Source organism: Megasphaera stantonii (assembly GCF_025567065.1).
Taxonomy (GTDB): domain Bacteria; phylum Bacillota; class Negativicutes; order Veillonellales; family Megasphaeraceae; genus Megasphaera; species Megasphaera stantonii.
The window spans coordinates 19,938-46,434 of sequence record NZ_JAOQKD010000018.1 but is presented as its reverse complement, the minus strand read 5'-3'; the positions used below and the strand labels follow the sequence as shown (position 1 = coordinate 46,434).

22 protein-coding genes are annotated in these 26,497 nt (G+C 52.9%); 20 read left to right on the top strand and 2 right to left on the bottom strand.

Annotated elements, in window-relative coordinates:
• Positions 1-122: 122 nt before the first annotated feature.
• The 5 genes from OCV58_RS09380 to OCV58_RS09360 all read left to right on the top strand — a co-directional run bounded on the left by OCV58_RS09380 (position 123) and on the right by OCV58_RS09360 (position 2,155).
• On the top strand, positions 123-458 hold the full coding sequence (locus OCV58_RS09380) for a hypothetical protein (protein WP_154877690.1): 336 nt from the start codon (positions 123-125) through the stop codon (positions 456-458).
• Between the two features lie 11 nt (positions 459-469).
• Positions 470-931 carry a hypothetical protein gene (locus OCV58_RS09375; protein WP_154877689.1) on the top strand — a complete coding sequence of 154 codons (462 nt, stop codon included), beginning with the start codon at positions 470-472 and terminating at the stop codon, positions 929-931.
• An 84-nt stretch (positions 932-1,015) separates the two neighbouring features.
• On the top strand, positions 1,016-1,183 hold the full coding sequence (locus OCV58_RS09370) for a hypothetical protein (protein ID WP_267312877.1): 168 nt from the start codon (positions 1,016-1,018) through the stop codon (positions 1,181-1,183).
• Positions 1,184-1,425: 242 nt separating this feature from the next.
• Positions 1,426-1,767, top strand: a complete 342-nt coding sequence (locus OCV58_RS09365) for a nucleotidyltransferase domain-containing protein (RefSeq protein ID WP_267312876.1) — start codon at positions 1,426-1,428, stop codon at positions 1,765-1,767.
• Positions 1,760-2,155, top strand: coding sequence for a HEPN domain-containing protein (locus OCV58_RS09360; protein WP_267312875.1), 396 nt, complete (start codon positions 1,760-1,762; stop codon positions 2,153-2,155). Before OCV58_RS09365 ends, OCV58_RS09360 begins: the two co-directional genes overlap by 8 nt.
• An 861-nt stretch (positions 2,156-3,016) precedes the next feature.
• Here the strand turns inward: OCV58_RS09360 and OCV58_RS09355 are convergent.
• Entirely contained in the window at positions 3,017-4,567 is a 1,551-nt protein-coding gene (locus OCV58_RS09355) for a putative polysaccharide biosynthesis protein (protein WP_154877685.1), read from the bottom strand.
• Positions 4,568-4,834: 267 nt separating this feature from the next.
• On the opposite strand from OCV58_RS09355, the gene trkA reads away from it, so the two are divergent.
• Genes trkA through OCV58_RS09335 form a run of 4 tightly spaced genes read left to right on the top strand, consistent with a single transcriptional unit; the run spans position 4,835 to position 10,596 of the window.
• Complete coding sequence (gene trkA / locus OCV58_RS09350) at positions 4,835-6,181, top strand: Trk system potassium transporter TrkA (RefSeq protein ID WP_095628933.1); 1,347 nt, start codon at positions 4,835-4,837, stop codon at positions 6,179-6,181.
• A 1-nt stretch (position 6,182) separates the two neighbouring features.
• Positions 6,183-7,631: a TrkH family potassium uptake protein gene (locus tag OCV58_RS09345; RefSeq protein ID WP_154877684.1), complete on the top strand. Its 1,449-nt coding sequence runs from the start codon at positions 6,183-6,185 to the stop codon at positions 7,629-7,631.
• Between the two features lie 15 nt (positions 7,632-7,646).
• On the top strand, positions 7,647-9,098 hold the full coding sequence (locus OCV58_RS09340; RefSeq protein WP_154877683.1) for a TrkH family potassium uptake protein: 1,452 nt from the start codon (positions 7,647-7,649) through the stop codon (positions 9,096-9,098).
• A gap of 46 nt (positions 9,099-9,144) precedes the next feature.
• Entirely contained in the window at positions 9,145-10,596 is a 1,452-nt protein-coding gene (locus OCV58_RS09335) for a TrkH family potassium uptake protein (protein ID WP_154877682.1), read from the top strand.
• Between the two features lie 67 nt (positions 10,597-10,663).
• Here the strand turns inward: OCV58_RS09335 and OCV58_RS09330 are convergent, their stop codons facing one another.
• On the bottom strand, positions 10,664-12,274 hold the full coding sequence (locus OCV58_RS09330) for a peptide chain release factor 3 (protein ID WP_154877681.1): 1,611 nt from the start codon (positions 12,272-12,274) through the stop codon (positions 10,664-10,666).
• 311 nt (positions 12,275-12,585) lie between these two features.
• Between OCV58_RS09330 and OCV58_RS09325 the strand changes: the two genes are divergently transcribed.
• The 11 genes from OCV58_RS09325 (at position 12,586) to ligA (ending at position 26,423) form a co-directional block, all read left to right on the top strand.
• On the top strand, positions 12,586-13,014 hold the full coding sequence (locus OCV58_RS09325; RefSeq protein ID WP_087477018.1) for an RrF2 family transcriptional regulator: 429 nt from the start codon (positions 12,586-12,588) through the stop codon (positions 13,012-13,014).
• A gap of 197 nt (positions 13,015-13,211) precedes the next feature.
• Entirely contained in the window at positions 13,212-13,799 is a 588-nt protein-coding gene (locus tag OCV58_RS09320; RefSeq protein WP_154877680.1) for a hypothetical protein, read from the top strand.
• 313 nt (positions 13,800-14,112) lie between these two features.
• Positions 14,113-14,991, top strand: coding sequence for a glycine--tRNA ligase subunit alpha (glyQ, locus tag OCV58_RS09315; RefSeq protein ID WP_154877679.1), 879 nt, complete (start codon positions 14,113-14,115; stop codon positions 14,989-14,991).
• The gene (gene glyS / locus OCV58_RS09310; protein ID WP_154877678.1) at positions 14,992-17,040 is read left to right on the top strand and encodes a glycine--tRNA ligase subunit beta; all 2,049 of its coding nucleotides are present in this window, start codon (positions 14,992-14,994) and stop codon (positions 17,038-17,040) included.
• Positions 17,041-17,195: 155 nt separating this feature from the next.
• Positions 17,196-17,759, top strand: coding sequence for a hypothetical protein (locus tag OCV58_RS09305; protein WP_095628928.1), 564 nt, complete (start codon positions 17,196-17,198; stop codon positions 17,757-17,759).
• Between the two features lie 112 nt (positions 17,760-17,871).
• Entirely contained in the window at positions 17,872-18,798 is a 927-nt protein-coding gene (locus OCV58_RS09300; RefSeq protein WP_154877677.1) for a DMT family transporter, read from the top strand.
• 145 nt (positions 18,799-18,943) lie between these two features.
• Positions 18,944-19,285 (top strand): 50S ribosomal protein L19, encoded by a 342-nt coding sequence (rplS, locus tag OCV58_RS09295; RefSeq protein ID WP_087477012.1) that lies wholly within the window; start codon positions 18,944-18,946, stop codon positions 19,283-19,285.
• A gap of 139 nt (positions 19,286-19,424) precedes the next feature.
• The gene (locus OCV58_RS09290; RefSeq protein WP_154877676.1) at positions 19,425-20,696 is read left to right on the top strand and encodes a manganese-dependent inorganic pyrophosphatase; all 1,272 of its coding nucleotides are present in this window, start codon (positions 19,425-19,427) and stop codon (positions 20,694-20,696) included.
• A gap of 75 nt (positions 20,697-20,771) precedes the next feature.
• Positions 20,772-22,973, top strand: a complete 2,202-nt coding sequence (gene pcrA, locus OCV58_RS09285) for a DNA helicase PcrA (RefSeq protein WP_154877675.1) — start codon at positions 20,772-20,774, stop codon at positions 22,971-22,973.
• A 21-nt stretch (positions 22,974-22,994) separates the two neighbouring features.
• Positions 22,995-24,395: a threonine/serine exporter family protein gene (locus OCV58_RS09280; RefSeq protein WP_154877674.1), complete on the top strand. Its 1,401-nt coding sequence runs from the start codon at positions 22,995-22,997 to the stop codon at positions 24,393-24,395.
• A gap of 27 nt (positions 24,396-24,422) precedes the next feature.
• A complete protein-coding gene (gene ligA / locus OCV58_RS09275; protein WP_154877673.1) occupies positions 24,423-26,423 on the top strand; it encodes an NAD-dependent DNA ligase LigA in 2,001 nt (666 codons plus the stop codon).
• Positions 26,424-26,497 lie beyond the last annotated feature (74 nt).

Sequence of the window (26,497 nt, the reverse complement as noted above, 5' to 3'; positions counted from 1 at the left end):
TGCTCCTTTGTTGATGATTTCTCGCAAAACCATTTTAACATGAAGCTTCACTATGGATTTTTGTTTTTTTGATTACCTGTTCAAATTCATTTTACAATTAACCAAAAAGTGGCGGAAAAGGATTGGCTGCTTTATTTGGAGGATCTTTTTCTGTTCTGGTTGATAAGTATGCCAATGTTTATGCAATGCCTGCTTGGAATCCATCTTTGGGTTTTGGTGTGCCAGTAACAACTGGTGCTGGCTGGGCATCTAATATAATGAGTGATACTCCAGAGGGATATCGTGAAGCAATTACTGGATTAGGTGGCTCGCTCGGAGGTTTTGCTGGGTACGGTGGAAATATCGGGATTAATACGTCCTTGACTCCTACAGTAGAATTAACATCAGCAGCTGGTGTTGGAATTTCTCTTACTGTTGGGTATGTTTTTTATGTTGGTAATTTAAATTATTATGTTTGAGGAGGTAATTTATGCGTTTTAAAAATATTAAGAAAAAGATATGGAAATGTATAATTATCTCTTTTTTAGTATGTATAATTCTATGGCTTATTGGAGGGAGCTTGTATAAAGTTATTTTTCATCAAAAAATAGAGAATAAAATTTATTTATTAAAGAGAGAGTTACAGACAATTTCGGCATTAGAAGAATATAAACAAAATGAGATTCAGGTAGTGAATACGAGAGCTATTATTTCAAAAACTCTTGTCATGTTTTTTCAAACCAATGAATTACCTTCAACAACTTTTTCATCTGTACAGCATCGATTGGAAGATGATGGTTGGGCTATATTGAAAACCTCCGAGAGAGTATATGAATTTACTGCACAAAAAGAGCCATACATTTTGACAGTTAGTATGGACAGATCAAAACCGGAATATACCTGGGCTGTGTTTATAGAATACGATGATTTTTTTAGTAAATATAACTTGTAATCTGTAATAGTTTTTGTTAAAGAATAGTTTCTTAATTTTGCATGATAAAATGCTGTAGCAGTAGACTGCCTTGCTAATCAGTATGTGCTGAATCGCACGGCAGGGATTGCCGTGACGGGTGACGACGGCGTGCTGCTCGTTGAAGCCGGCCATAATATCGACCTTGCCGGGGCGACCTTACAGGCCTTGGGAGATAACGGTGCGGTAATTCTGAATGCCGGTAATGACGTAAACTTGACACTACCTACCTAGGTGGTGGTGTAGTTTCGCCGAGATTCATATCGGTCGGGAAAACGGCGAAAATCGCTAAGATTGAAGCCGACTTACATACGATCAACAACGTAGCGGCGATGTATGAAATTGAAACCGGCGCGTATCCCACTTCTGTCGACGAGCTAGTAAAGAAGGATAGCTCCGGCAAAGCCTACTTTCTATATATTTTTTGCATTTCATAGTATAATAATGATATGATTAATATGAAGGAGGATATTTTTATGGGACAATATCAACAAAAAACTCCTGAATTTTTAATTGAGTATGTTAAGCGAATCAGCAATATTTTACAAGACGATTTTATTGCAGCAAAATTATACGGCTCCTTTGCGCGTGGAGAACAGACCGATGATTCAGATATTGATATTGTAATATTTACAAAGAAAAAACAAGACCAATATATAAGTTTGATGAAAAAAATTGTAGATGTTACGATGGAATATAATGGTAAGTACAATGTATGGATTTCTCCTGTTTTTCAAAATTATGAATTATTTAAACAAAGAGAAAAGGTAGTTCCATATTATCAGAACATACAGAAAGAAGGCATCAGAATTGGATAATATAGAATTATCCCGGTATAGATTGGCCAGAGCTGAAGAAACGCTTATTGTTGCAAAAGAATTATACACGAATAAACACTATAAAGACGCAATTAATCGCAGTTATTATGCGGCTTTTTTTGCAATGAGAGCTGTATTTGCCTTGCAAAATACAGATTTTAAAAAGCATAAAACATTATTGGGAAATTTTAATAAAGAATATATTTCTACTGGAAAATTACCCAAAGAATGTGGCAGAGGGATACACATGTTGGCCCTTATTAGGGAAGCCAGCGATTACGATGACTTTTTTGTTGTAAGTCAGGAGGAATGTGAAGAACAAATTCGGTTTGTTGAAAAGTTAGTTAAAGATATTAAGAAATTTATGGTTACACAATGGGATTCATAATGTAAAATGGCTATCAATTGAAATGAACGCATTGAATGGATTACGCGGAATGGAGACAGTAAAATATCGATCGAATACTTGAATAAAGTGGTTCGAGTATATGCTCGGTAAGCCCACCAACTGAATCATAGATGCAGGATAGAAGGTTCGGCATCTGAATATAAAACACGGAGGCAGCAAGTGCAGAGAACTTGCTGCCTCCGTGTTTTGCGTATATGATAGAAATATATAGTTAAAGTTACCGAATCATTATCCGCACGGATCAGGCGAGAACTTTTCAGTGGTATATGGGAAATGTTAAAAAAGTAGCTGCCTTGGCAGCTGCTAAGGCTAGTGAAAAATTGACACAAATCACGGTTGAGAAGAGTATTTCTACAACAGCCAAGTGAGTGTACTTTCTAAAACTGTCGGCAGCAAAGTGAATGCTGGATTGCAGTTAGGATTTCTTATGGACAATATTGCTGAAAATGCCGACCTTGTTTCAGAGGATGCGCCAAGAATCTCGGAATGGATACGAAGGAAGCTGTGGAAAACAGCGGCGTACTGCAGGGAAAGACGGTCCAAATTCAGGCAGGGGTTGTGCAGAACACCGGCCGTATTCAGGGCGGCGCCATTGGAATCCCAAGCAAATCAATTCGAGATATTGTGCTTTTTCCATGCGGAACGATTCCCGGATCGTTTTATGACTTTGCCGGGTGTTCAGTTCTTCGGTGTGGGGGCCAGCTTCCTTTGCGATATAAGTTTACACAGGTTCTCTTAAATTTATAGGGATAACGCATAAAAAGTCCCCTCCTTACTGGGGTGTCCAGTAAAGAGGGGACGTATCATCTACTGATGGGTTTGATTGATGAGATATACTGTTTAAAAGAACCGGCCTATGAAGGGCATCTTTGCGGCGTCTTCTCTGGTTACGCCGCCGGTCAGGGCCATGAGGCCGATGTAGATTGCCGAGCCTAACAGGCAGGTCAGGAAGAGGCTGAGGAACAGGCCGATGTGCAGATAGAGGAAATCGTAGACGAAATACATGATGACGCCCATAATCGCGGCAGAAACGACGTTCTTTACGATGATATTGGCGTGAATGATATAGCCCGTATGGCGGTAGATGAAAAACAGGTTCAGGGCGGCGGCGACGCCGATGTCGGCTACAGTCGCATAGGAGGCGCCGGTGATGCCGAAGGCCGGAATGGCGACTAAGAACCAGTTGCAGGCCACCTTGGCCACGCAGGCTACGGCCATGTTGATGACCGGGATTTTAGGCTTCTTTAAGCCCTGGAGGATAGCCGTCGTGATCTGATGCAGGCCGAGGAAGCAAATGGCGATGGCAACGCCTCTCGTCGCGTCCGTCGCAGCCGGCGCATTGTAAATAAAGGTGACGACGGGCTCGGCCATGACGTAGAGCATGACGCTGAAGGGAATCGTCACGAGGAAGGAGATGCGCATGGCGCTGGCCGTGCGTTCGTATATTTCGTCGAAATTTTTCAGCGTAAAGCTGTGGCTGATGGCCGGCACGAGGCTCATGGCCATGGCCGCCGTCAAGATCGTCGCCAAGTTGATGAGGGGCACGGACATGCCTGTCAGATAGCCGAACAATTCCGTTGCCTGGGCCGTAGCGTATCCGGCGACTTCCAGACGGCGGGGGACGATGAGCAAATCCAGGTTCGACACGACGGGAAGCATGATGCTCGATAAGGAAATGGGCACGGCCAGGACGACGAGGCGCTTTAAAATATGCCTGATGTCTTCTTTCGGATATACGGGACCGTCCGAGGGCAGGGAGCGCTTCAGCTTATAATAGTAATAAATCAAGACGAGCCAGGCTGCCAGACCGCCGGCGCCGGCGCCCAGGCTGGCGCCGCCTGCAGCATAGTCGAGGCCGTAGGGCAGGAGCAGGGCCGCAAAGCCGAGCATGACGACGACGCGGACCAGCTGCTCTACGATTTGAGATAGGGCCGTCGGTGTCATTTGCTGCCAGCCCTGCAAATACCCGCGGTAGCCGGCGATGACCGTCGTGAAGAAGATGGCCGGCGCTAAGGCGATGAGCGAATAATAGGCCCGGCTTTCACGGATGATCTGTTCGTCGATGAGGAATTCCGCACCGAAGAACATGAGAATGCTGAGAAATAACGCCGTCGTGCACAGCATGGACAAGGACACGCGGAAGATGCGCTGCGCTCCGAGATAGTCCTGCTTCGCTGCCTTTTCCGCCGTAATAATGGAAATGGCGATAGGAAGGCCGGCGCTGGATACGTCCAGAGCCAGCAGATAGATAGGGAAGGCCATTTGGTAAATGCCGATGCCTTCGCCGCCGAGAATACGGGATAAGATAATCCAGTTGATGCTGCCGATGGCTTTGACGACAAAGCCGGAAAGCGTCAGAATCAAGGTCCCCGATACGAACTTATTAGCCATGATACTCCTCTTGTTTCATAATTTTTACATGCTATAACAAACAATTAATTTTATCATATTTAACTTGCCGTTGCTAGAGATACGGGCCTATCCATGTAAATTTTCCGGCGATTATCTGTTCTCTCCTAGCCACGGCAGTTCTTTTATGATATAGTAGCGTAGGCAGTGGATACAGTATAGTATAGCATACACTGCCTAATGTGCTGCTATAATCACTGCGGCGCGATTATTTCTTACGATATCTACGTATAGCACAGAGGTGAGCATATGCGCATAGTAGTTGTAGGCGCCGGCAAGCTGGGATACAGCATTGCCGAGCTGTTGTCAAACGAGCAGTTCGACGTCGTCGTCGTAGACCACGATGAGGAGCGGCTGGAAGTCGTCAAAAATACCTTAGACGTCCTGACCGTCCATGCCAACGGCGCCAGCCCGATTACGATGAATAATCCCGATATACAAGGAGCGGACGTCCTCGTCGCGGCGACGGCTATCGACGAGGTCAATATGGTGGCCTGCATTCTGGCCAAGAAGCACGGCATTACCTATACAGCGGCCCGCATTCGGGACATGCAGTTTTTATCGGAAGCAAAGGATTACTTAAAAGAAAATTTCGATATCGATTTGATGCTGAACCCGGAGCTGATTACGGCCCAGGAAATCAACCGCATCATCATGACGCCGGCGGCGCTGAACGTAGAAGATTTCGCCAACGGCAAGGTGCGCCTGTTTGAAACGAAGGTGCGCCGCCATTCGCCCTTGGTCAATATTCCCTTCAAGGATCTGGAAATTCCGCCGTCTATACTGGTCGGCATGATTTTCCGGGACCACCGCATGATCATCCCACACGGCGACGACCAGCTCCTGCCTCATGACAACGCCTACTTTATCGGCGATCCCAAGGCGATTGAGAAATTCAGCGTCAATTTCGTCCAGAGCGATACGAAGCGGGTAGAGCGGGCCATCATCATCGGCGCTGGCCGGACGGGGCGCTTTCTCGCCCCCATGCTGGACAAGCAGGGCGTGCAGGTCAAGATTTTCGACAAAAACAGGGAACGGTGCCTGCTGGCGGCGGAAAAAATGGATAACGGCATTGCTATCTGCGGCGACGGCACGGACCTGAACCTGCTGGAGCAGGAAGGCATCGCCGAAGCGGACGTCGTCGTATGCATTACGGACGACGACCGCCTGAACCTCATGCTGGCCCTGATTGCCAAGCATTTCGGCGCGAAAAAGACTATCGTCCGCGTATCGCGGGCTGAATATACGGACTTGATGGAAAAGGTCGGCGTCGACATCGTATTGTCTACGCGCCTCTTGTCGGCCAGCGAAGTATTGGCCTTCGTCCGCCGCGGCGGCGTTGTGTCCGTATCGCTGCTTGAAGGGGCCAAGGCCGAAGCCGTCGAAGTCATCGTGCAGGACGGCGCGCCCGTAGCGGGCAAGCGCCTCATGGACGTCCGGCTGCCTAGGGAATGCCTGGTATGCGCTTACGTGCGCGGCGAAGACGCCTTTATTCCAAACGGCCAGTCGGCGCTGATGGCCGGCGACCGGGTTATCTTGTTTATCCAGACGACGCATTCCAAGGAAGTCATGAAATATTTCAAAGGCAGGGATTGAGATGCACATGTATTTGTTTTTCTTCCTCCTGGGAAGGATGGCAATCCTGAACGGCCTGGCCTTTTTGATTCCCCTGCTGTGCGCCTTTTCCTGGGGAGAACCGGCGTATTTGTATTTCGGCCCTTCTATGGCCGTCACGCTGGTCTTGGGCGGACTGATGATGGGCTTCGGCCGCCGGCACAGCAAGCAGCTGGGCGTTGCCGGCGGCGCTTGGTACATGGTTCTCGTATGGATCATGCTGGGCGGCATCGGCATGCTGCCGTATTTATTTTCCGGCACCTTGTCTGTCGCCGATGCGTTTTTTGAAAGCATTTCGGCCTATACGACTGTCGGCCTGTCCTGCGCCGTCGGGCCGGCCGGTGATACGCCCCGTTCGCTGGTCTTGTGGCACGGCCTGATGGAATGGCTAGGCGGCTTGAACTTTATTCTGCTGATGGTGACGATTATTCCGCAGGTCAGCGGCTGCTTCGGCCTGACCTTGTCCGTTCATCAGAGCATCAGCTTCAGCCCCATGCTGGGGCGCATGGATATTGCGGCCCGCCAGGTAGGGAAGATATACGCGGCCATTACGGTTCTGTCCGTTCTGGCCTATTTGCTGGCTGGGCTATCCCTGTTCGACGCCTGTACGAGCGCCTTCCGCAGCATATCGACGAGCGGCGACGCGCCTTTTTCCTTTATGTCTGGCGGCAATCCGGCCTTGGAATGGGCCTGCGCCTTTTCCATGCTCCTGGCCTGCGGCAATTTCCTGCTGTATTGGAAAAGCTTTGAGCGGCGGGACCTCAAGTCGGCCTTTCAGGATACGGAGCTCCGCGTGTTTTTAGGCGTCTTGCTGGGGACGGCCCTTCTCGTGTCCTTCCACTTGTGGAAGATGGGCGTGTACGATGGGGCGGACAGCCTGCGGCTTGGATTTTTCCACGTCCTTTCCTTTTATAGCACGAGCGGTTTTATTACGGCCGACGTTTCGGCTTGGCCTGATTTCGATAAATTCATCTTATTGCTTATCGTTTTTGTCGGCGGCTGCATCGGCTCGGCGACGGGCGGCCTGCGGGTCATGCGGTTTATCGTGCTGTTCAAGATAGCAGCCCAGGAAATGCGCCATCTCCTGCATCCGCGCATGGTCATCAGCTTAAAGGTCAGCGGCGTTCCCGTCGATATGAAGATCATCAGCCGGGTTCTCAGCTATTTTTTCTTGTTTATGGCTGTATTTTTCGTATCGACAATTATCATTTCCTTGTCCGGCATGACGCCCTTGCAGTCCATGGGCGTTGCGGCGGGCTGCCTGACCAGCGCCGGCGCGACGGCTCACTTGTTCGGCGTCGTCGAATTTTCCGCAGAGCCGGCCTGGCTGAAAGCATACTGCGCTTTTTTGATGATTCTGGGACGATTGGAAATCTTTTCCTTTCTCATCGTGCTGCAGACGGCGGCCCAGGCCTTTAAGCGCCGTTGGTAGGAGGCGTCGCGTCAAATGGATTTGAAAATAGTTTGGTATGTATTAGGCCGCCTGTCCTGGGCCTACGGCTGCGGCATGGTTCTTCCCCTGGCCGTGTCCCTGTGGTATAGTGAAAACAGCGTATTCGCCTTTGCCGTCGCCATCAGCGTTTGCCTGGCCTTGGGCAAGGGTCTGACGGCGTATGGAAGGGCTCCCGTCGGGGAGGTTACGAACCGCGAAGGCATTGCGATTACGGCCTTAGGATGGATTATGGTCATGTTTTTGGGCATGGTGCCCTATGCTGCCGGCGGCTATTTGTCTGTGCTGGACGGCGTATTCGAGTGCATTTCCGGCTTGTCCGGCACGGGGGCGACGGTCATTCCCGATTTGGAAATCATGCCGCAGGGCATTTTGCTGTGGCGGTCCCTGACCCATTGGTTCGGCGGCCTCGGCATCATCGTCATCTTTATCGCCTTATTTCCTCAGTTGGGGCGGGGGACGGTTCATATGTTCAACGCCGAAAGCACGGGGCCGACGTCGGACCGGAACGTGCCGCGCGTAAAGGAAATGGCTAAAGCCCTGTTCTGCGTGTACGTCGTATTTACGACGGCGGCTGCGCTGGCCTGCATGGCCTGCGGCATGTCGTTCCTCATAGCGCTGAACCATGCCTGCTCGACGATTGCGACGGGCGGCTTTTCCCCGTATAACACCAGCGTGGCCTATTTCGACAGCCCGCTGATCGAAGGGGTGCTGGCCTTTTTCATGATGATTTCCAGCGCCAACTTCGGCATGTACGTGGCGGCATGGAAGCGGGGACCCAAGGTCATCCTGCACGATACGGAATTTCGCACCTATGTCGGCCTCGTCGCCGCGGCGACGGTGCTGATGGCGGCCAATTTGGCCTCTGCGCAGGGCTGGGCGTGGAGCGAAGCGTTCCGCCAGTCCTTTTTTCAGGCGGCGTCTTTGTCGTCGTCGACGGGGTTCATTTCCAGCGATTTCGACAAATGGCCGGCCTTTTCCCAGTTTATTCTGGTCTTTCTCATCTTTGTCGGCGGCTGCGCCGGCTCGACGGCCGGCGGGCTGAAGGTGACGCGCCTCATGCTGCTGGTCAAGACGATCGTCCTGCGCATACGGCAGAAGATGCACCCGCACCTCGTCCTGCACGTCCGCTCCAACGGGGAAGACTTTTCCGAAGACGTGTTGTACGGCGTGGCCCGGTTTTTCTTCGTATATGTCATGCTGGACATATTGTGGACCGTGCTGCTGGTCTTCGACGGCATTCCCATTTTTGACGCCCTGGGCGTAGCTATCACGACGATGGGCAGCTGCGGGCCGAGCTTCGGCCTGTTTGGGGCGACGTGCACCTATGCGGATATGCCCTCGTTCAGCAAGGCCGTCGTGTGCCTATCCATGCTCATGGGAAGGCTGGAAATTTTTCCCGTCCTGGCCCTGTTGATGCCGTCGTTTTGGAAGCGCCGCGTCTGGTAGGTTTGCCGCCGTGCGGCCAGCAGAGAATTTCAACGAAAGGATGCCTATGGATTTACATGTCGTATGCCGGTTTTTAGGAAAAATTTCATTTATCCAGGGACTGACTATGCTCATCCCGCTGGGCATCGCTTTCTGGTGCGGCGAAGAGAGCGCCGTGCCCTTTATCCTGACGATCGGCGCGGCCGTGGCCGTGTCCTTTCTGTGCCAGCGCCGGGGACACGTCCGGACGAAGGCCCTGACGATACGCGAAGGCATTGCCATTACCGGCCTGGGCTGGCTGCTGGCGACGGGCCTGGGCATGCTGCCCTATGTATTGGGCGGGTACTTGGGAATCCTCGACGGGCTCTTTGAAAGTATTTCCGGGTTTACCGGCACGGGGGCGACGGTCATTGAAGACCTGGAGGTGCTGCCGAACAGCATCCTCTTTTGGCGTAGCATGACCCATTGGCTCGGCGGGCTGGGCATCGTCGTCATCTTTATCGCCCTGCTGCCTGAAGCGGGACAGTCGACTATGTCCATGTACAACGCCGAGGTGGCCGGGCCGACGCGGGAGCGCGTCTTGCCCCGCCTTCACGATATGACGAACGTCCTGTTCCGCATGTATTCCGGTTTCACCCTCATCGCCCTGATTATTTTTCTCCTGTGCGGCATGGATTTTATCAATGCCCTGAACCACGCCTTGTCGACTATTTCGGCCGGCGGGTTTTCAACCTTTAATGCCAGCGTGGCCCATTTCGACGATCCTGTTGTAGAAGGGTGGATTACCTTTTTCATGATACTGGCCGGCGGAAACTTCGGCTTGTACTATCAGGTGTATCAAAAGGGGCCCGGCGTCTTGCGGCGGAACACGGAATTTAAGGCCTATTTGCTCATATTAGGCGTTGTGACGCTCCTCATCATGCTGAATTTGGCCTATGCCTTCGGCGGCGAGTGGACGACGGCCTTCCGATACGCCTCGTTCCAGGTTGCATCCATTGCGACGACGGGCTTCGTATCGGCAGATTATGACACGTGGCCGGCCTTTTCCAAGCTGCTGCTGCTCTTTCTCATGATCTGCGGCGGCTGTGCCGGTTCGACGGCGGCGGGCCTCAAGGTATCCCGCGTCGTCATCTTGGTCAAGGCCCTGTGGATTACGGCCTTTCAAAAGGTTCATCCCAACATGGTACGCCGCGTAGAAATCAACGGCCATTACGTCGGCGACGATACAGTCGTCCGCGTGAGCCAGTTTTTCTTTTTGTACATAGCCTTTATCGTATTATGGGCGCTGCTGCTTACATGGGACGGCGTGAACATTTTCGACGCCGTCGGCATCAGCGTCAGCACCATGGGCTGCATTGGCCCGGCCTTTGGGATTACCGGCGCGACGTGTACGTATGCGAATTTGTCTGATTTTGCAAAAAGCATTCTGTGCTTGTCCATGCTGCTGGGCCGATTGGAAATCCTGACCCTGCTGGTCATGTGCCGGCGCAGCTTCTGGAAATCCAAGGGCATGTGGTAACAATATAAAAACAAACACCTTCTCGGTGCTGTGGTCAGCATGAGAAGGTGTTTTTATTATGCATATATTATTCTTCGTCGTCATCGAGGGCCAGCTCATCCGGCGTCGTGCAGAACGTAATGTCCGGATTGCGCTCGCAGATCCAGTTGGTCTGCCATTCGTTGGCGATGAGCAGTACCAATCGCTGCTTGTGGTCCTTGACCAGCATGGCGCTGTCGACGTTTTTCAGTTCCCTGTATTCGTGGCCGTTCAGCTGGAGCCAGCGGGCGACCGTAAAGGGCAGCATGTTCATTTCCAAGTCTACGCCGTATTCATGCTTGAGGCGGTATTCCAGCACTTCAAACTGCAGCTTTCCGACGGCGCCGACGATGTAGCTTTCCATGGAGCCGAGATTTTCATAAATCTGGACGGCCCCTTCCTGAGCCAGCTGGGTCATGCCCTTAAGGAACTGCTTGCGTTTCATCGAGTCCTTAGCACGGATGCGGGCGAACAGCTCCGGCGGGAAGGTCGGGAAATCCTTGAAGGTGACCTTTTGCTTTCCGGCATAGAGGGTATCGCCGACGCCCATAGTGCCGTTGTCGAATACGCCGATGATGTCGCCGGGGTAAGCGTCGTCGATAATCGTCCGCTCCGTCGCCAGGAACTGCTGAGGCTGCATGAGGCGCAGCGTCTTGCCCGACTGGCGGTGCGTGACGGACATGCCTTTTTCGAATTTGCCCGAGCAGATGCGCATGAATACGACCCGGTCGTGGTGCTGGGGATTCATGTTGGCCTGGATCTTGAAGACGAAGGACGTAAACTGCTCCGATTCGGGGTCGACTACGCCTTCCAGGCACTTGCGGGGCTGGGGCTTAGGAGCCATTTCCAGGAATTTTTCCAGGAAGGGCTTGACGCCGAAATTGGTCATGGCCGAGCCGAAGAACATAGGCGTCAGCTGGCCATTTTTTACTTTTTCCATGTCGAAGCTGTCGCCGGCTGCGTCGAGAAGCTCGATGTCGTCTATCAGAGCTTGATGAATTTCTTCATCCAGAAGTTCTTTGAAAATAGGGTCGTCAGCGGCGCCTTTGGTTGAAGCTAGCTTGCGCTGGCCGTGAGACGTATCTTTTTCAAACAGCTCGATGGAGGCCGATTCCCGATCGTAAATGCCTTCGTAGTTGCCGTTGATGCCGATAGGCCAGTTCATGGGGTAGGCGTGGATGCCGAGGATGTTTTCGATTTCGTCCATCAGGTCGAAGGGATTTCGTCCGAAATGGTCGATTTTATTGACAAAGGTAAAAATAGGGATGCCTCTGTCCTTACAGACGCGGAACAGCTTTTTCGTCTGCGCTTCGACGCCCTTTGCCACGTCGATGAGCATGACGGCGCTGTCAGCTGCCATAAGGGTACGGTACGTGTCTTCGCTGAAGTCCTGATGGCCCGGCGTGTCGAGTATGTTGATATGATGACCTTCGTAATCAAACTGCAGAACCGAGCTGGTAACGGAAATGCCGCGCTGCTTTTCGATTTCCATCCAGTCGGACACGGCGTGTTTAGCCGTTTTTCTTGCTTTGACCGACCCGGCTAAATGAATCGCGCCTCCGTACAGTAAAAGTTTTTCCGTAAGCGTCGTCTTGCCAGCGTCAGGATGGGAGATGATGGCAAAGGTACGGCGATTATTTACTTCATCAACTAAAGACATATTCCACCTCATTTATACAATAAACCTAACATACAACTGGTAATAATTATATAAGTTTTTTACCGGCGGTGCAAGAGGCGGCTTTCGTTTGCGGCCGCCGGCTGATACGGGAGGGGGAGACATATGAAACAGGCGTCAAAAGGACAATTATTTTGTAAAAAAAATGATGAAAAATAATGAAGAATTTAGTATAATAGTAACTATATAAAGTACTATTGGAGTGGATTGTAAGGAAAGAAGGCGAATCTGCGCTGTACTAAAACAGGTAAACCGTAAGACAAGAATTACATCAAAGTAAAAGGGGATTCAACGTGATCATTACAAGAGAAACTGATTATGCTGTAAGAATTTTACGTTCTTTAATTAACCTGCGGCTGAAAAACATCCGGGAAATCAGCGATGAACAGCTCATACCGCGGCAGTTTGCATATAAAATTTCCAAGAAAATGGAACGGGCCGGATACATCGAAATTATCCGCGGAGCCCAGGGCGGCTGCCGGCTGGTAAAGAATCTGCATGATATTACGTTGATGGATTTGATTCAGGTCATGGACAGGGAAAATATGCTCAGCAACTGCCTGGACGAGGGGTTTGTGTGTCCGTACCGTGAACGCAACGGCGGCGACTGCGGCCTTCATACGTCTTTTGGACAGCTTCAGGAACAGCTGACAGCGTATTTTTCCGGCGTCAATTTGTATGACCTTGTCAGCGGAACGTGTCAAAATCAAAAATTGAAATAAACCGGCAATTGTCGGTTTATTTTCCCGGTTTAATTTGATTAATACAATCCAAATACGGTGTTTTGGGGCCTGCTGTATATGGATTTTACATAGGGGAGCAGGTTTTTGCCTTGCTCTTTTTTACGTTTTTAGTGTAATATAATATATAGATATAGAATATAATTGTAATACCTAGATATCGAAATGGAGAGTGTACTATGAATTTTAAGAAAATTGCTGTCGTATGTTTGGCCGGACTGGTTATTGCTGCGGCCGCGCCTGTCGTTTCGACGCCTGCCTTTGCTGCGCGCGGCGGCGTGCGCGTGTCGGCTCCTAAAGCTTTGCCGTCGGGATCGAAGGGGACCGTCCGAAACAACACGACGAACAGAGCGACGAATAATCAGACCAATCAGCAGACTCGCCAAAACGCGCAGCAGGCCAATGCCCGGGCGAACGCGCAGACCCGGACGAACCAATCGTCGGGCTGGGGCAGCGCCATGCGCAATATCGGCCTCTTGGCCGGCGGCATGTTTTTAGGCAGTATGCTGAGCAGCCTGTTCGGCTGGGGGAATATGGGCTTTATGGCCGACATCCTCGGCGTCATGTTCAATATCATCCTGCTGCTGGTCATCGTATCCCTTATTTCTCACTTGTGGCGCAAATTCAGAGGCAAAAAGAATTCCTCCGACGACGACGCCTACCGCCGCGGCTATGAAGCGGCCATGCGGGAAGAACGATTCCGCCATAAGGGCATGACCATCGACGTAAAGCCCATTGATGATGACAAGGAGGACCGCCGCCGGTAAGTGGGACTGCCAGGCATGGATTTCTGCTTGCCCTTTTTGTACTTTTATGCTATGATAATTGGCATGAAGTACGGCGATGCAGGAGAGGAAGTAGGCACGACGCCAGCGAGATAAGGACGGTGTGAGCTTATCGTTTGGTGCTGAAGGCGCTCCGAAGGCCGCGGCAGGAAGTCACCGACAGGGTGATGCGTATGGCCGGCAAATGAAGCGGGTCTTTCGACCAACCAGGGTGGAACCGCGGGTAATGGATACTCGTCCCTGTAACATTTCACGATGTTACAGGGACTTTTTGTATTATTAGGAGGGAAAACGAATGAATTTTCAGGATATGATTTCTGCTTTGAAAGAATTTTGGTCCTCCCAAGGCTGCATCATTTATGAGCCCTATGATGTAGAAAAAGGGGCAGGCACCATGAATCCGGCTACGTTTCTGCGGACGCTCGGTCCCGAACCGTGGCACGTCGCCTACGTAGAACCGTCCCGCCGTCCTGCTGACGGCCGCTACGGCGACAACCCGAACCGCTTGTACCAGCACCATCAGTTCCAGGTCATCTGCAAGCCTTCGCCGGACAACATCCAGGAGCTGTATTTAAAGAGCCTGGAAACCTTGGGCATCAACCCGAGGGAACACGATATCCGCTTTGTCGAAGACAACTGGGAATCGCCGACCTTAGGCGCCTGGGGCCTCGGCTGGGAAGTCTGGCTCGACGGCATGGAAATCACGCAGTTTACATACTTCCAGCAGGTAGGCGGCATCGACGTCGCTCCGGTCTCGTCGGAAATTACATACGGCATGGAACGTCTGGCCATGTACATTCAGGGCGTAGAAAACGTCTACGATTTGAAGTGGAACGACGACGTGACGTACGGTGATATTTTCCATCAGAACGAAGTGGAACAGTCGACGTATTCCTTTGAATTGAGCGACTCCGATTTGCTGTTCCATCTCTTCGACCAGTATGAAAAAGAAGCGATGCGGGTCATCAAGGCCGGTTTCGTCATCCCGGCCTACGACTACGTGCTGAAATGTTCCCATACGTTTAACCTGCTCGACGCCCGCGGCGCTATCAGCGTCAGCGAACGGGCCGCCTTCATCGGCCGGGTCCGCAACATGGCCCGGGCCTGCGCCAAGGCCTATTTGGAACAGCGGGAAAAACTGGGCTTCCCCATGTTGAAAAAGGAGGAAAACTAAATGAGCAAAGACGTATTACTTGAAATCGGCACCGAAGAAATCCCGGCTCATTATATGCCGAGCGTCCTCTCGCAGGTACAGCAGCTGGCTGCTGATAAATTGAATAAAGCGAACATCGCCTATGAAACTATCCGCGCCGTCGGAACGCCGCGCCGCGTAGCCCTCCTCGTCAAGGGCGTCGCGGAAAAGCAGGCCGATATTTCGTCTAAGAACAAAGGGCCGTCCGTCAAAATCGCTTACGACAGCGACGGCAATCCGACGAAGGCCGCCATGGGCTTTGCCCGGGGCCAGAAAATCGCCGTAGAAGACCTGGTCGTAGAAGACGGCTACGTCTACGCCAACGTTACCAGCATCGGCGCGGAAACGGCGGGCCTCTTGCCTGATATTTTGACCGGCATTATTACGGGATTGGGCTTCCCCAAGAGCATGCACTGGGGCTCTCTGGATTTCCATTTTGTCCGCCCGATCCGCTGGATTGTGGCCCTCTTCGGCGACGACGTCGTTCCCTTTGAATTAGCCGGCGTCAAATCCGGCCGGATAAGCCGCGGCCACCGCTTCCTCGGCACAGGCGATTTCGAAATTCCTTCTATGGCCGCCTATGAACGCACGGCGAAGGAACATTTCATCATCGTCGACCCGGAAGAACGAAAAGAACTGATCTTAGCAGGGCTGCAGAAGCTGGCCGATGAAAAAGGCGGCACGATCATCATGGACGACGACCTGCTGGAAGAAGTCATTTTCCTCGTCGAATACCCGACGGCCTTGTGCGGCGAATTTGACGAAGACTACCTGAAGCTGCCCGAAGCGGCGATCATCACGCCGATGAAGGACCACCAGCGGTATTTCCCCATGCGCGACAAGGATGGCAAGCTCATGAACCTGTTCCTGACGGTTCGCAACGGCGACGACTACCATCTGGAAACGGTGCAGCACGGCAACGAACGGGTACTCCGGGCCCGCCTTGACGACGCCAAGTTCTTCTTTGAAGAAGACAAGAAGCATAAGCTCGTCGATTACGTAGAAAAATTGAAGAAAATCGTCTTCCAGGACGGCCTCGGCACGCTGTACGATAAGGCCCTGCGCCTGGAACAGATCACGGTGTTCCTCAATCAGAAATTAGATCTCGGCTTGTCCGACGAAGCCTTGAAGCGGGCGTCCCTGCTGGCTAAGGCCGACCTGGCTACGCAGATGGTCATGGAATTTACGGAATTGCAGGGCGTCATGGGCAAGGAATACGCCATGATCGACGGCGAAGGAGAAGACGTCGCCGAAGCCCTTACGGAACAGTATCAGCCGCGCTTTGCCGGCGACGAACTGCCGCAGACTGATATGGGCAAGGTCCTCGGCCTGGCTGATAAATTCGACACCATTACGGGCATGTTCAGCCGGGGCTTCATCCCGACGGGCTCCCAGGACCCCTTCGCGCTGCGCCGTCAGACTATCGGCGTCCTGAACATCCTCATGGATGCCGGCTGGAACCTGAACTGCCATGAAGTATTCGCCTTCGTCCTCGACCTTCTCCAGGTGGATAAGGACAAACAGATGGAAGTCATGGGCCAGCTCAACGATTACTTCGTCCTGCGCCTGAAAAACATCTTCCAGGACAAGGGTGTGGATTACCATATCATCGACTGTGTCCTCAGCGACGATACGCTCAACGCTGCCAAGGCCGCCCGCCGCGCCCAGGCCCTCATCGACGCCGACCTCATGGGCAAGACGGAACTGCTCCAGGCCTTTACCCGCGTAGGCAACATGATCAAGGATGCGGAAGACACGACTGTCGACGCTTCCTTGTTTGAAACGGACGAAGAAAAGGCGCTGTACGCCGCCTGCCAGGCTATGGAATCGGGATTGGCCCAGGCGTACGCCGTTTACGATTACGCCGCTGCGGCTGATATCCTGTCCGAAGGCATCGGCGCTATCAACGATTTCCTCGACAACGTCCTCGTCATGCATGAAAATGCGGCCGTAAAGGAAAACCGCATCCACCTGCTGACCTTGACGTACAGCCTCATCAGCCCCATCGGCGACATCAAGAAGCTGTCGTAAGGCTATTGTCACAGCTTCTTTACAATTAGGCATGGACGAGCGTCCTTCCTTGTGTTTTAAAATTTATATGTGATATAATACATAGCAGGTGCGGTCTATTCCCGCATCTGCTATTGCCTTATGAAAATAAGCTTGGCGTAAAGGAGTGACTGCTTATGAATATGAAAAAAATCGCCTTAGTACTGGCGGGTATCGCATGCGTGGCCGGTTCGACGTCGTTTGCCGCCGACACCATGACGATTAAGAGCTCAAATAGAGACAGCTATGCGGAAGTATTAGTATATAAAGCCAAAGACGGCGACTACTATCAATATTACAACAGCATGTACGGCTACGTCGTCGATATCCCGAAATCGGCTACCCAGGCCGATATGAACGAAGGCGGCGACGGCTGCTATTTCCAGGATCCGAAGGACGACGCCTTGTTTATGACTTACGCGGCGAAAAATGCCCTGAATTTCTCCATCGACGAATTATGCAACATGGATATCGGCGTCAACGGCTCGCCTGAGCTGACCATGAACGTGCGCACGAAAAACAGCTATGCCATCGCCTGGACGGACGGCGCGAAATCGTATTATCATGAATTGTTCTTAAACGAAAAGAATCAGACCTACACGGCCTTTTCCGTCGTATATCCGACAGAAAAGAAAGATAAATACGACAAGATCATTTCCCACATGACGCGCAGCTTTGTGCCGAACGGCGTAAAGATGTAACAGGGCGCGGAAGCGCGTAAACGGGCATGCCTGAAACAGAAGAGGGCGTGCCCTTTTTTGTGCGCCTGCACTTTTTTGCGCGCCTGCAAGGGAAGAAGAGAGGAGACTGGACGTGGCACATTCTGCGACAAAAGGCCATATAGCGGCGCTGCTGACCGTATTTATTTGGGGGACTACCTTTATATCGACGAAGGTCCTGCTGGCTGATTTTCAGCCTGTAGAAATTTTATTCTTCCGCTTTGTCATGGCCTATACCTTGCTGTGGTGCTGCTGTCCCCGGTGGTTTCGCATGTCGGGATGGCGGGAAGAGGCGACCTTTGCCGCCGCGGGATTTACGGGAATCTGTTTGTATTATTTATTGGAAAACATCGCCCTGACCTATACGATGGCGTCGAACGTCGGCGTCATTTGTTCCGTATCGCCCTTTTTTACGGCCATGCTGGCGGCTGTATTCATCAAATCGGAGAAGCCCCTGACGCCGCAGTTTTTCATTGGATTTTTTCTGGCCATCGCCGGTATCTGCCTGATCAGCTTCAACGGCTCGGCGATGGAGCTCAACCCGCTGGGCGACATGCTGGCCGTGCTGGCCGCCGTCGTATGGGCCTGCTATTCCATTTTAATTAAGAAGATCAGCCGTTTTGACTATCCCGTCCTCTTGACGACGCGGCGGACCTTTTTCTACGGCATATTGTGGATGATTCCGGCCTTATATCTCTTTGACTTTCAATGGGCGCCGGCCCGCTTTGCCGACGGGATCGTCATCTTCAACCTCCTGTTCTTGGGGCTGGGGGCGTCGGCCTTGTGCTTCGTTACCTGGAGCAGCGCCGTGGCGATCCTGGGGGCTGTGAAGACCAGCGTCTACATTTATTTGCTGCCCGTCGTCACGGTGGCCACGTCGGCTGTCGTCCTCCGGGAACCGGTTACGACGATGACCGTCGCCGGCACGGCCCTGACCTTGCTGGGGCTGGCCTTGTCGGAGGGGAAATTAGGCCGGGCGGCCCATGATAAAATAGAACATGTACATGCGAAATCAGAATAACAGAAAAGCGAAGGCCTTTCTTGAAATGCCCTGTGTAACATGCTATAATTATTTTCGTTAATTTAGGCAGTCCTCTGTTCGTTTTACGATTGTCGTGTGTTGGGCGGCAACGGGGAACACGAATGTCTTATAGGAGGAAAAAAAGATGAATATTATCAGCGTACTTGAACAAGAACAGCTTCGCAGCGACATTCCTGCATTTCGCCCTGGCGACACCGTCAAGGTTCATGTAAAGGTTGTCGAAGGTAACCGCGAACGTATCCAGATTTTTGAAGGCGTCGTCATCGGCCGTCAGAACGGCGGTGTCCGCGAAACCTTCACCGTTCGCCGCATTTCCTATGGCGTAGGCGTAGAACGTACTTTCCTGGTACATTCCCCGCGTCTGGCTAAAATCGAAGTCGTTCGCCGCGGTATCGTTCGCCGTGCAAAACTGAACTACCTCCGCGGTCTGACAGGCAAAGCTGCCCGTATTCGCGAACGTCGGTAATTCCCAAGCAAGAACACATAAAACAAGGATTGGATATATTCCAGTCCTTGTTTTTTTACTAGCTACCGCGTCCGGCATATGATATAATATATTGAGTGCCAATCTAATGAAAGTCATATTATGAATGAGGTGATGTATTGTGGCAAAACAGATTTTTGTTACAGGACATAAAAATCCGGATACGGATTCGATTTGTTCTTCCATTGCATTTGCAAAATTACAGCAATTAAAAGGCGTCGACGCAGTCGCTGTCCGCGCCGGTGACATCAATAAAGAAACGGCTTACGCCCTGGATTACTTCCACGTAGAAGCGCAGCCCCTGGTCAAAGATTTTTACGTAAAGGTCGGCGAAGCGGTCCGCAAGGACGTCGAAGCTCTGCCGTACAGCGCCAGCCTGAAGGACGCGGCGAAATGGTTTGCCGATCACGACAGCGACGTAGCGCCTGTTGCGGAAAACGGCAATTTTGCCGGCGTATTGTATAAGTCCAGCTTAGCCGGCGAATTCGTCAAGACTGTATTGGGCGAAGAACTGAGCACGGTAAAGAGCCTGGTGCAGGACGCCGCTACGATATTCAGCACGTCGGACAACGGCCATGACGTTCCGGCTGAAGGCCGCTACGTCGTCGTCGACGACGGCAAGTACGTCGGCATGGTCTGCGCAGACTGCGTAGCCGCCGTAGAAAAGAGAAAAGTCATGCTCGTCGACCACAACGAAAAGAAGCAGATCATCGACGGCATCGACGAAGCTGAAATCATCAGCGTTGTAGACCATCACCGCATCGGCGGCACCTTGGCGACGGAAGGCCCGATTTTCATTTTGTTCCAGCCCGTCGGCTGCACGGCTACGATCGTAACGTCCCTGTACGAACAGGCAAACATCGCCATTCCGAAGGAAATCGCCGGCCTGCTCCTGTCGGCCGTTATTTCCGACACCGTATTGTTCCGCTCGCCGACCTGCACCCAGCAGGATCGGGAAACGGCTGAAAAGCTAGCCGCTATTGCCGGCGTAGACCTGCAGGCTTACGGCATGGACATGCTGAAAGCCGGCGCCAACGTATCCGATTTGACGCCGGATCAGATCGCTCAGAACGACATGAAGGAATTCTCCGACGGCAGCGTAACCTTTACGATTTCCCAGGTACAGGTCATGGATACGACAGATTTGCTTGAACAGAAGCAGGTCCTCCTCAACGCCCTGGAAAAAATGCGTTCGGCTAAAAACTACGCCGCTTCGTTCCTCATGATTACGAGTATTATCGACGAATCGACGAACCTCATTTTCGCCGGCAACATGGACGCCGTCGTAGGCAAGGCCTTTGCCAAGGACGTTCTCGACAAGGAAGTATACCTGCCCGGCGTTATGAGCCGTAAGAAGCAGATCGTCCCGCAGATTTTGGCAGCTCTGAAATAAGCCTTTACCCGTATATGAACCAAAGCCTCATCTTCCCGGTGAGGCTTTTTTACTGATTATGGCAAAGGAGTTTGTATGAATCCTATTTTAGATACATTGAACGACCGGCAGCGCGAGGCGGTGCAGCTGACCGAAGGGCCGCTGCTCATCACGGCCGGCGCCGGGTCGGGGAAGACGAAGGTACTGACCTGCCGCATCGCCTACCTGCTGGAGAAGGGCGTGTCGCCCTATGCCATCCTGGCGATTACCTTCACTAACAAGGCGGCGAAGGAAATGCGGGAACGAGTGGAAAAGCTGGTCGGCCCGCGGGCGGAAAGCATGTGGATCAGCACCTTCCATTCGTTCTGCGCTAAATTGCTGCGCTTTGAAATCGACGGCCGCTTCGGCTATACCCGCAATTTTACGATTTACGATACGACGGACCAGATGACGCTCATTAAGGACTGCCTGAAGCAGGTCAATCTGGACGACAAGCAGTTTCCGCCCCGGTCCGTCCTGGGGACGATTTCGTCGGCGAAGAACGCCCTGATGGACGCCTATGAATTTACCGGCCGGGCCGATGATTTCTACGCCCAGAAAGTCGCCGAGGTATATACGCTGTATGAAAAGAAGCTGAAGGAAAACAACGCCATGGATTTCGACGACCTGCTTCGCCTGGCCGTGCGCCTGCTGCAGGAGCACGAAGACGTGCGGGAAAAATACCAGAACCGCTTTCAGTATATCCTCGTCGACGAATACCAGGATACGAACCACGCCCAATACACGCTGACGAAGCTGCTGGCCCAGAAATGGCGCAACATCTGCGTCGTCGGCGACGCGGACCAGAGCATTTACGCCTGGCGCGGCGCGGACATCCGCAATATCATCGACTTTACGCGGGACTATCCCGACGCGGCGTCAATCAAGCTGGAGCAGAACTACCGCTCGACGAAAACCATTTTGAACGCCGCCAACGCCGTCATCGACAACAATGAAAGCCGGCCGAAGAAGGTACTGTGGACAGAAAATCCGGCAGGCAATAAAATCATTCACTACCATGCCCAGACGGAGCACGACGAAGCCGATTACGTCGCCGGCGTCATTTATAACCGCCACGAAATCGGAAACGAGCCCTACGGCGACATGGCGATTTTATTCCGTACCAACTCCCAGTCCCGCGTGCTGGAAGAAAAGCTCATGCGCTACGCCATTCCTTACACGATGGTCGGCGGGACGAAGTTCTACGACCGCAAGGAAATTAAAGATGTCATCGCCTACCTGCGCCTGCTGTATAATCCTGAAGACAGCCTGAGCCTCATGCGGGTTATCAACGTGCCGAAGCGAAACATCGGCGCGACGACGATAGAGCATCTGGCCGACTACGCCGAGCAGAACGGCATTTCCCTCTTTGAAGCCTTGTCTTCGACAGACGATATTCCGGCCATTACGAAGCGGGCCAGGGCGTCGCTGGAAGAGTTTTCTATCATGATCTTCGAGCTGCTCAACCACGTCGACGAATGGGACGTGCAGACCCTTATCGAAGAGACAATCAAGCAGTCTGGCTACGGGGCTATGCTCGATAAAGACGCCGAGCACGACGTGCAGGGCGAAAGCCGCAAAGAAAATGTCGGCGAATTCCTTTCCGTTGCCAAGGACTACATGGACTCCAATCCTCAGGGGAATTTGCAGGATTTTCTGGAAAATATCGCCCTGGTCAGCGACGTCGACGAATTTGAGGGCAGCGAGTCCAAGGTGACGCTCATGACGCTGCACGCCGCAAAGGGGCTGGAATTTCCCGTCGTCTTCCTCGTCGGCCTCGACGAAGGCCTGTTCCCTCACAGCCGTACCCTCATGGATTCGTCGCAGGTAGAAGAAGAGCGCCGCCTGGCTTACGTCGGCATTACGCGGGCCGAACGGCAGCTGTACGTGACCAACGCTTCGACGCGGACGATGTACGGCCGCATATCGGCGTATTTGCCGAGCCGTTTCTTAAACGAAATCCCGGCGGAGCTCATAGAAGAATTCCGCCGCAAGACGGCTATGCCCCAGCAGTCGCCGTCCGTGCCGGGACGGCAGCGCGTATCGATTCTGTCCAAGCCCGTGGCGACGACGCTGCCGAAAAAGCATGCCGTCGACACGTCCTTTGCTGCCGGGGACAAGGTGCGCCATAAGATTTGGGGCGTTGGCACCGTCCTGGAGGTCATCGGCGAAGGGCAGAACATGCAGATGAAGATACAATTTCCGACGAAAGGCGTCCGGCAGGTCGTCGTCAAGTACGCACCGCTGGAAAAGGCTTAGCAGGAAGCGAGGAGACAGACTATGACCAAGGGCTTGGAAACGGCCATGTCGTCTATCGACATTTGTTCGGCCAGACAAGCTACGATTAAGGATAAAATGGAAATGGTGCTGGATATCGGCCAGCTGCTCATGGAGAGCGGCGGCGATTCGAAGAGCATCGTCAGGGATATGCTGCGGGCGGCGGCCTATTTAGGGCTGCATTGGAAGCATTTGAACTTCCACATGACCTATACGACGATTATGGCCAATTACGACAGCGAGAAGAAGTCGTATACGGTGTTTCGGAAATGCCGCATTCACGGCATCAACATGACGACGATTGCCGACGTCAGCCAGCTGTCCTGGCGGGCCTTAGAACAGAAATATGAAACGGGGACTTTTAAGGCCGATTTGGAAGCCATGAAGGAAAAAAGCATGCAGCGCCATTATCCCCAGTGGGCGACGTCGCTGGCAGCGGGTATTGCCTGCGGCGGGTTCTGCAAACTATTTGGCTGCGACTGGATCGCCTTTGCCTATACGGCTCTGGCAGCCTGTATCGGATTCTGGGTGCGCCACGGCTGCAACCGCTTCGGCGTCAATCCCTACATCAGCATCGCTGCGTCGGCGTGTATCGCGACGGCGGCGGCCTATTGGACGCAGGTACTGCCGGGATCGGCAACGCCATGGTTTCCCATGATTGCCTGCATGCTGTTTCTCGTGCCGGGCGTGCCGCTCATCAACTCCTTTGACGACCTCATGAACAACTACATCGTATCAGGCATGACCCGGGCCATGAACACGATGCTCGTCGTCCTGGCTATGACCTTCGGTATCGTCGGGGCCATCAGCCTGTGCCAGATTCCGGCTTATTCGACGTACGACATCGTGCCCGACAGCATCTACGGCTCTCAGGCTATCGCCGCCGCACTGGCAGCCATGGGGTTTTCTGTCATCTTCAATATTCCGCCGCGCCTGCTGCCCGTCGCCGGCATCGGCGCCGTCATGGCCGTCGGCACGCGGAATATCCTGGCGATCGGCTTCGACGTTCCCATGGCCTGGGCCTCCTTTTGGGGGGCGGCCCTCGTCAGCGTCGTCGGCTTCAAGCTTGCCGGCCGCCTTCGCGCTCCCCGGCCCGTCGTGACTGTCCCAGCCGTCATTCCCATGATTCCGGGCGTCCTCATGTACCGCCTGCTCATCGGCATTTTTTATATTCCCTCCCTGGATCCGCAGGGGCTGCTCACGGCTATACAAAGCGGCGTCCAGGCCTTTATGATTATCCTGGCTATCGCCTTGGGCGCGACGATTCCCGATATGATCGCCCATCAGTTTATCGAGCGGTCGAAGCACCAGCGTCTCTGCCATCTGCTGGCCGTCGCCCGTTCCGGCGAGGACAGCGCCTTTGAAATCGAAACGGATATAGACCAGGCCAGCAACTTGAAATAGCTGCGCATATTTTTACAGGAGGCACGTATGGATGATGTAAAGCAAAAAGCACGTCTCTTAGAGCTGCGTCACATAATTGATGAACTGAGCTATCAGTATTATACCTTGGATAAACCGACCGTAACGGACTACGAGTACGACATGATGTACCGCGAATTGGAAACGATTGAAAAGGACCATCCTGAATGGGTGACGCCCGATTCGCCGACACAGCGCGTCGGCTCGAAGATTTCCGGCGGCTTTGAAAAATATACGCACGACCAGCCCATGCTCAGCTTAGGCGACGTGTTCAACGACGCCGAGCTCATGGAATTCGACCAGCGCGTCCGCAATGATTTAGGCGGCGAAGAACTGGAATACGTCGTCGAGCTGAAAATCGACGGGCTGGCAGTCAACCTCATTTACGAGCACGGCCAATTCGTCCGCGGCGTCACCCGCGGTGACGGACGGGTCGGCGAAGATATTACGAATAACGTCCGCACGATTCGGACGATTCCGCTGCGCATCGACAACGATTCGCCTCATATTGAAATCCGCGGCGAAGTGTACATGCCCATCGAATCCTTCGCCCAGCTCAACGCCCAGCGCCGCGACGACGAGCTGGAGCCCTTTGCCAATCCCCGCAACGCCGCGGCCGGCTCGCTGCGCCAGCTCGATCCGCGCATTACGGCTCAGCGCAAGCTGGCGTTCTTCGCCTATGCCCTGGGAGGCAACGTCGGCGTGGAAATCCACAGCCAGGAAGAGCTGCTTGCAGACCTAAAGGCCTTCCGCTTCCAGGTCAATCCGGAATACTGCAAATGCAAAACCATGGAAGAAGTCATCGCCTATATTCACAGCTGGGATGAAAAGCGCGATACCTTGCCTTACGCGACGGACGGCATGGTCGTCAAGGTCAACTCCTTTGCCCAGCAGGAGCGGCTGGGCAACACCGTCAAGATTCCTCGCTGGGCCATCGCCTATAAATTCCCGCCGGAACAGGCGAAGACCAAGGTGCTGGGAATTTCCGTTTCCCTCGGCCGGACGGGAGTCCTGACGCCGGCGGCAGATCTCCAGCCCGTTCATTTAGCCGGCACGACGGTCAAGAGGGCGACGCTGCATAACGAGGACTATATCAAGGAAAAGGACATCCGCATCGGCGATACGGTCATTATCCAGAAGGCCGGCGAAATCATTCCCGAAGTCGTACGGGCCGTCGTATCGGAACGGGACGGCTCCGAACGGAAATTCGTCATGCCCAGCACCTGTCCGAGCTGCGGCGGTCCCGTCGTGCGCAAGGAGGGGGAAGCGGCGACGCGCTGCATTAATCCCGATTGCCCGGCTGTCGTCGGTGAGAAAATCGCCCACTTTGTGTCGCGCAACGCCATGAACATCGACGGCTTAGGCGACGCCATCGTGCAGCAGCTGCTGCAGAACCACTTGATTCACGACGTGTCCGACATCTACACGCTGAAAAAAGAAGACCTCGTCGAGCTCGAAGGCTTCGGTGAAAAATCTGCAGACAACCTGCTTAAAGCTGTTGAAGCCAGCAAATCCGTCGGCTTGGCCCGCATCCTCTTCGCCCTAGGCATCCGCTTCGTCGGCGCCAAAGCCGGCCGTATTCTGGCCGAATGCTTCGGCTCTATCGAGGCCCTCATGGCCGCGTCGGCAGACGACTTGACGGCTATCGATGAAATCGGCCCGCGCATTGCCGAAAGCGTCGTCGCTTATTTTGGTGATGAAAAGAACCGCAGCCTCGTAGGCAAGCTTGCGTCGTACGGCGTTGACATGACCGCGGAAAAACGCCAGCTCATCAACACATCCTTCGACGGAGAAATCGTCGTCCTGACCGGCAAGCTCCAGACCATGACCCGGAAGGAAGCGGAACAAGCCGTAGAATCCCGCGGCGGCAAATGTACCTCGTCGGTTACGAAAAAGACGACCCTCGTCGTCATCGGCGCCGATCCCGGCAGCAAATACGAAAAAGCCCGTCAGTTAGGAACCCATATCATCACCGAAGAAGAATTTCAGGACTGGCTGTCCAGAGAATAGAATATATTAGCAGCAGAAAGCAGCTCCATGCCATCGTGCAGGGCTGCTTTCTTTGGCGTGCTGTGAAATGTGAA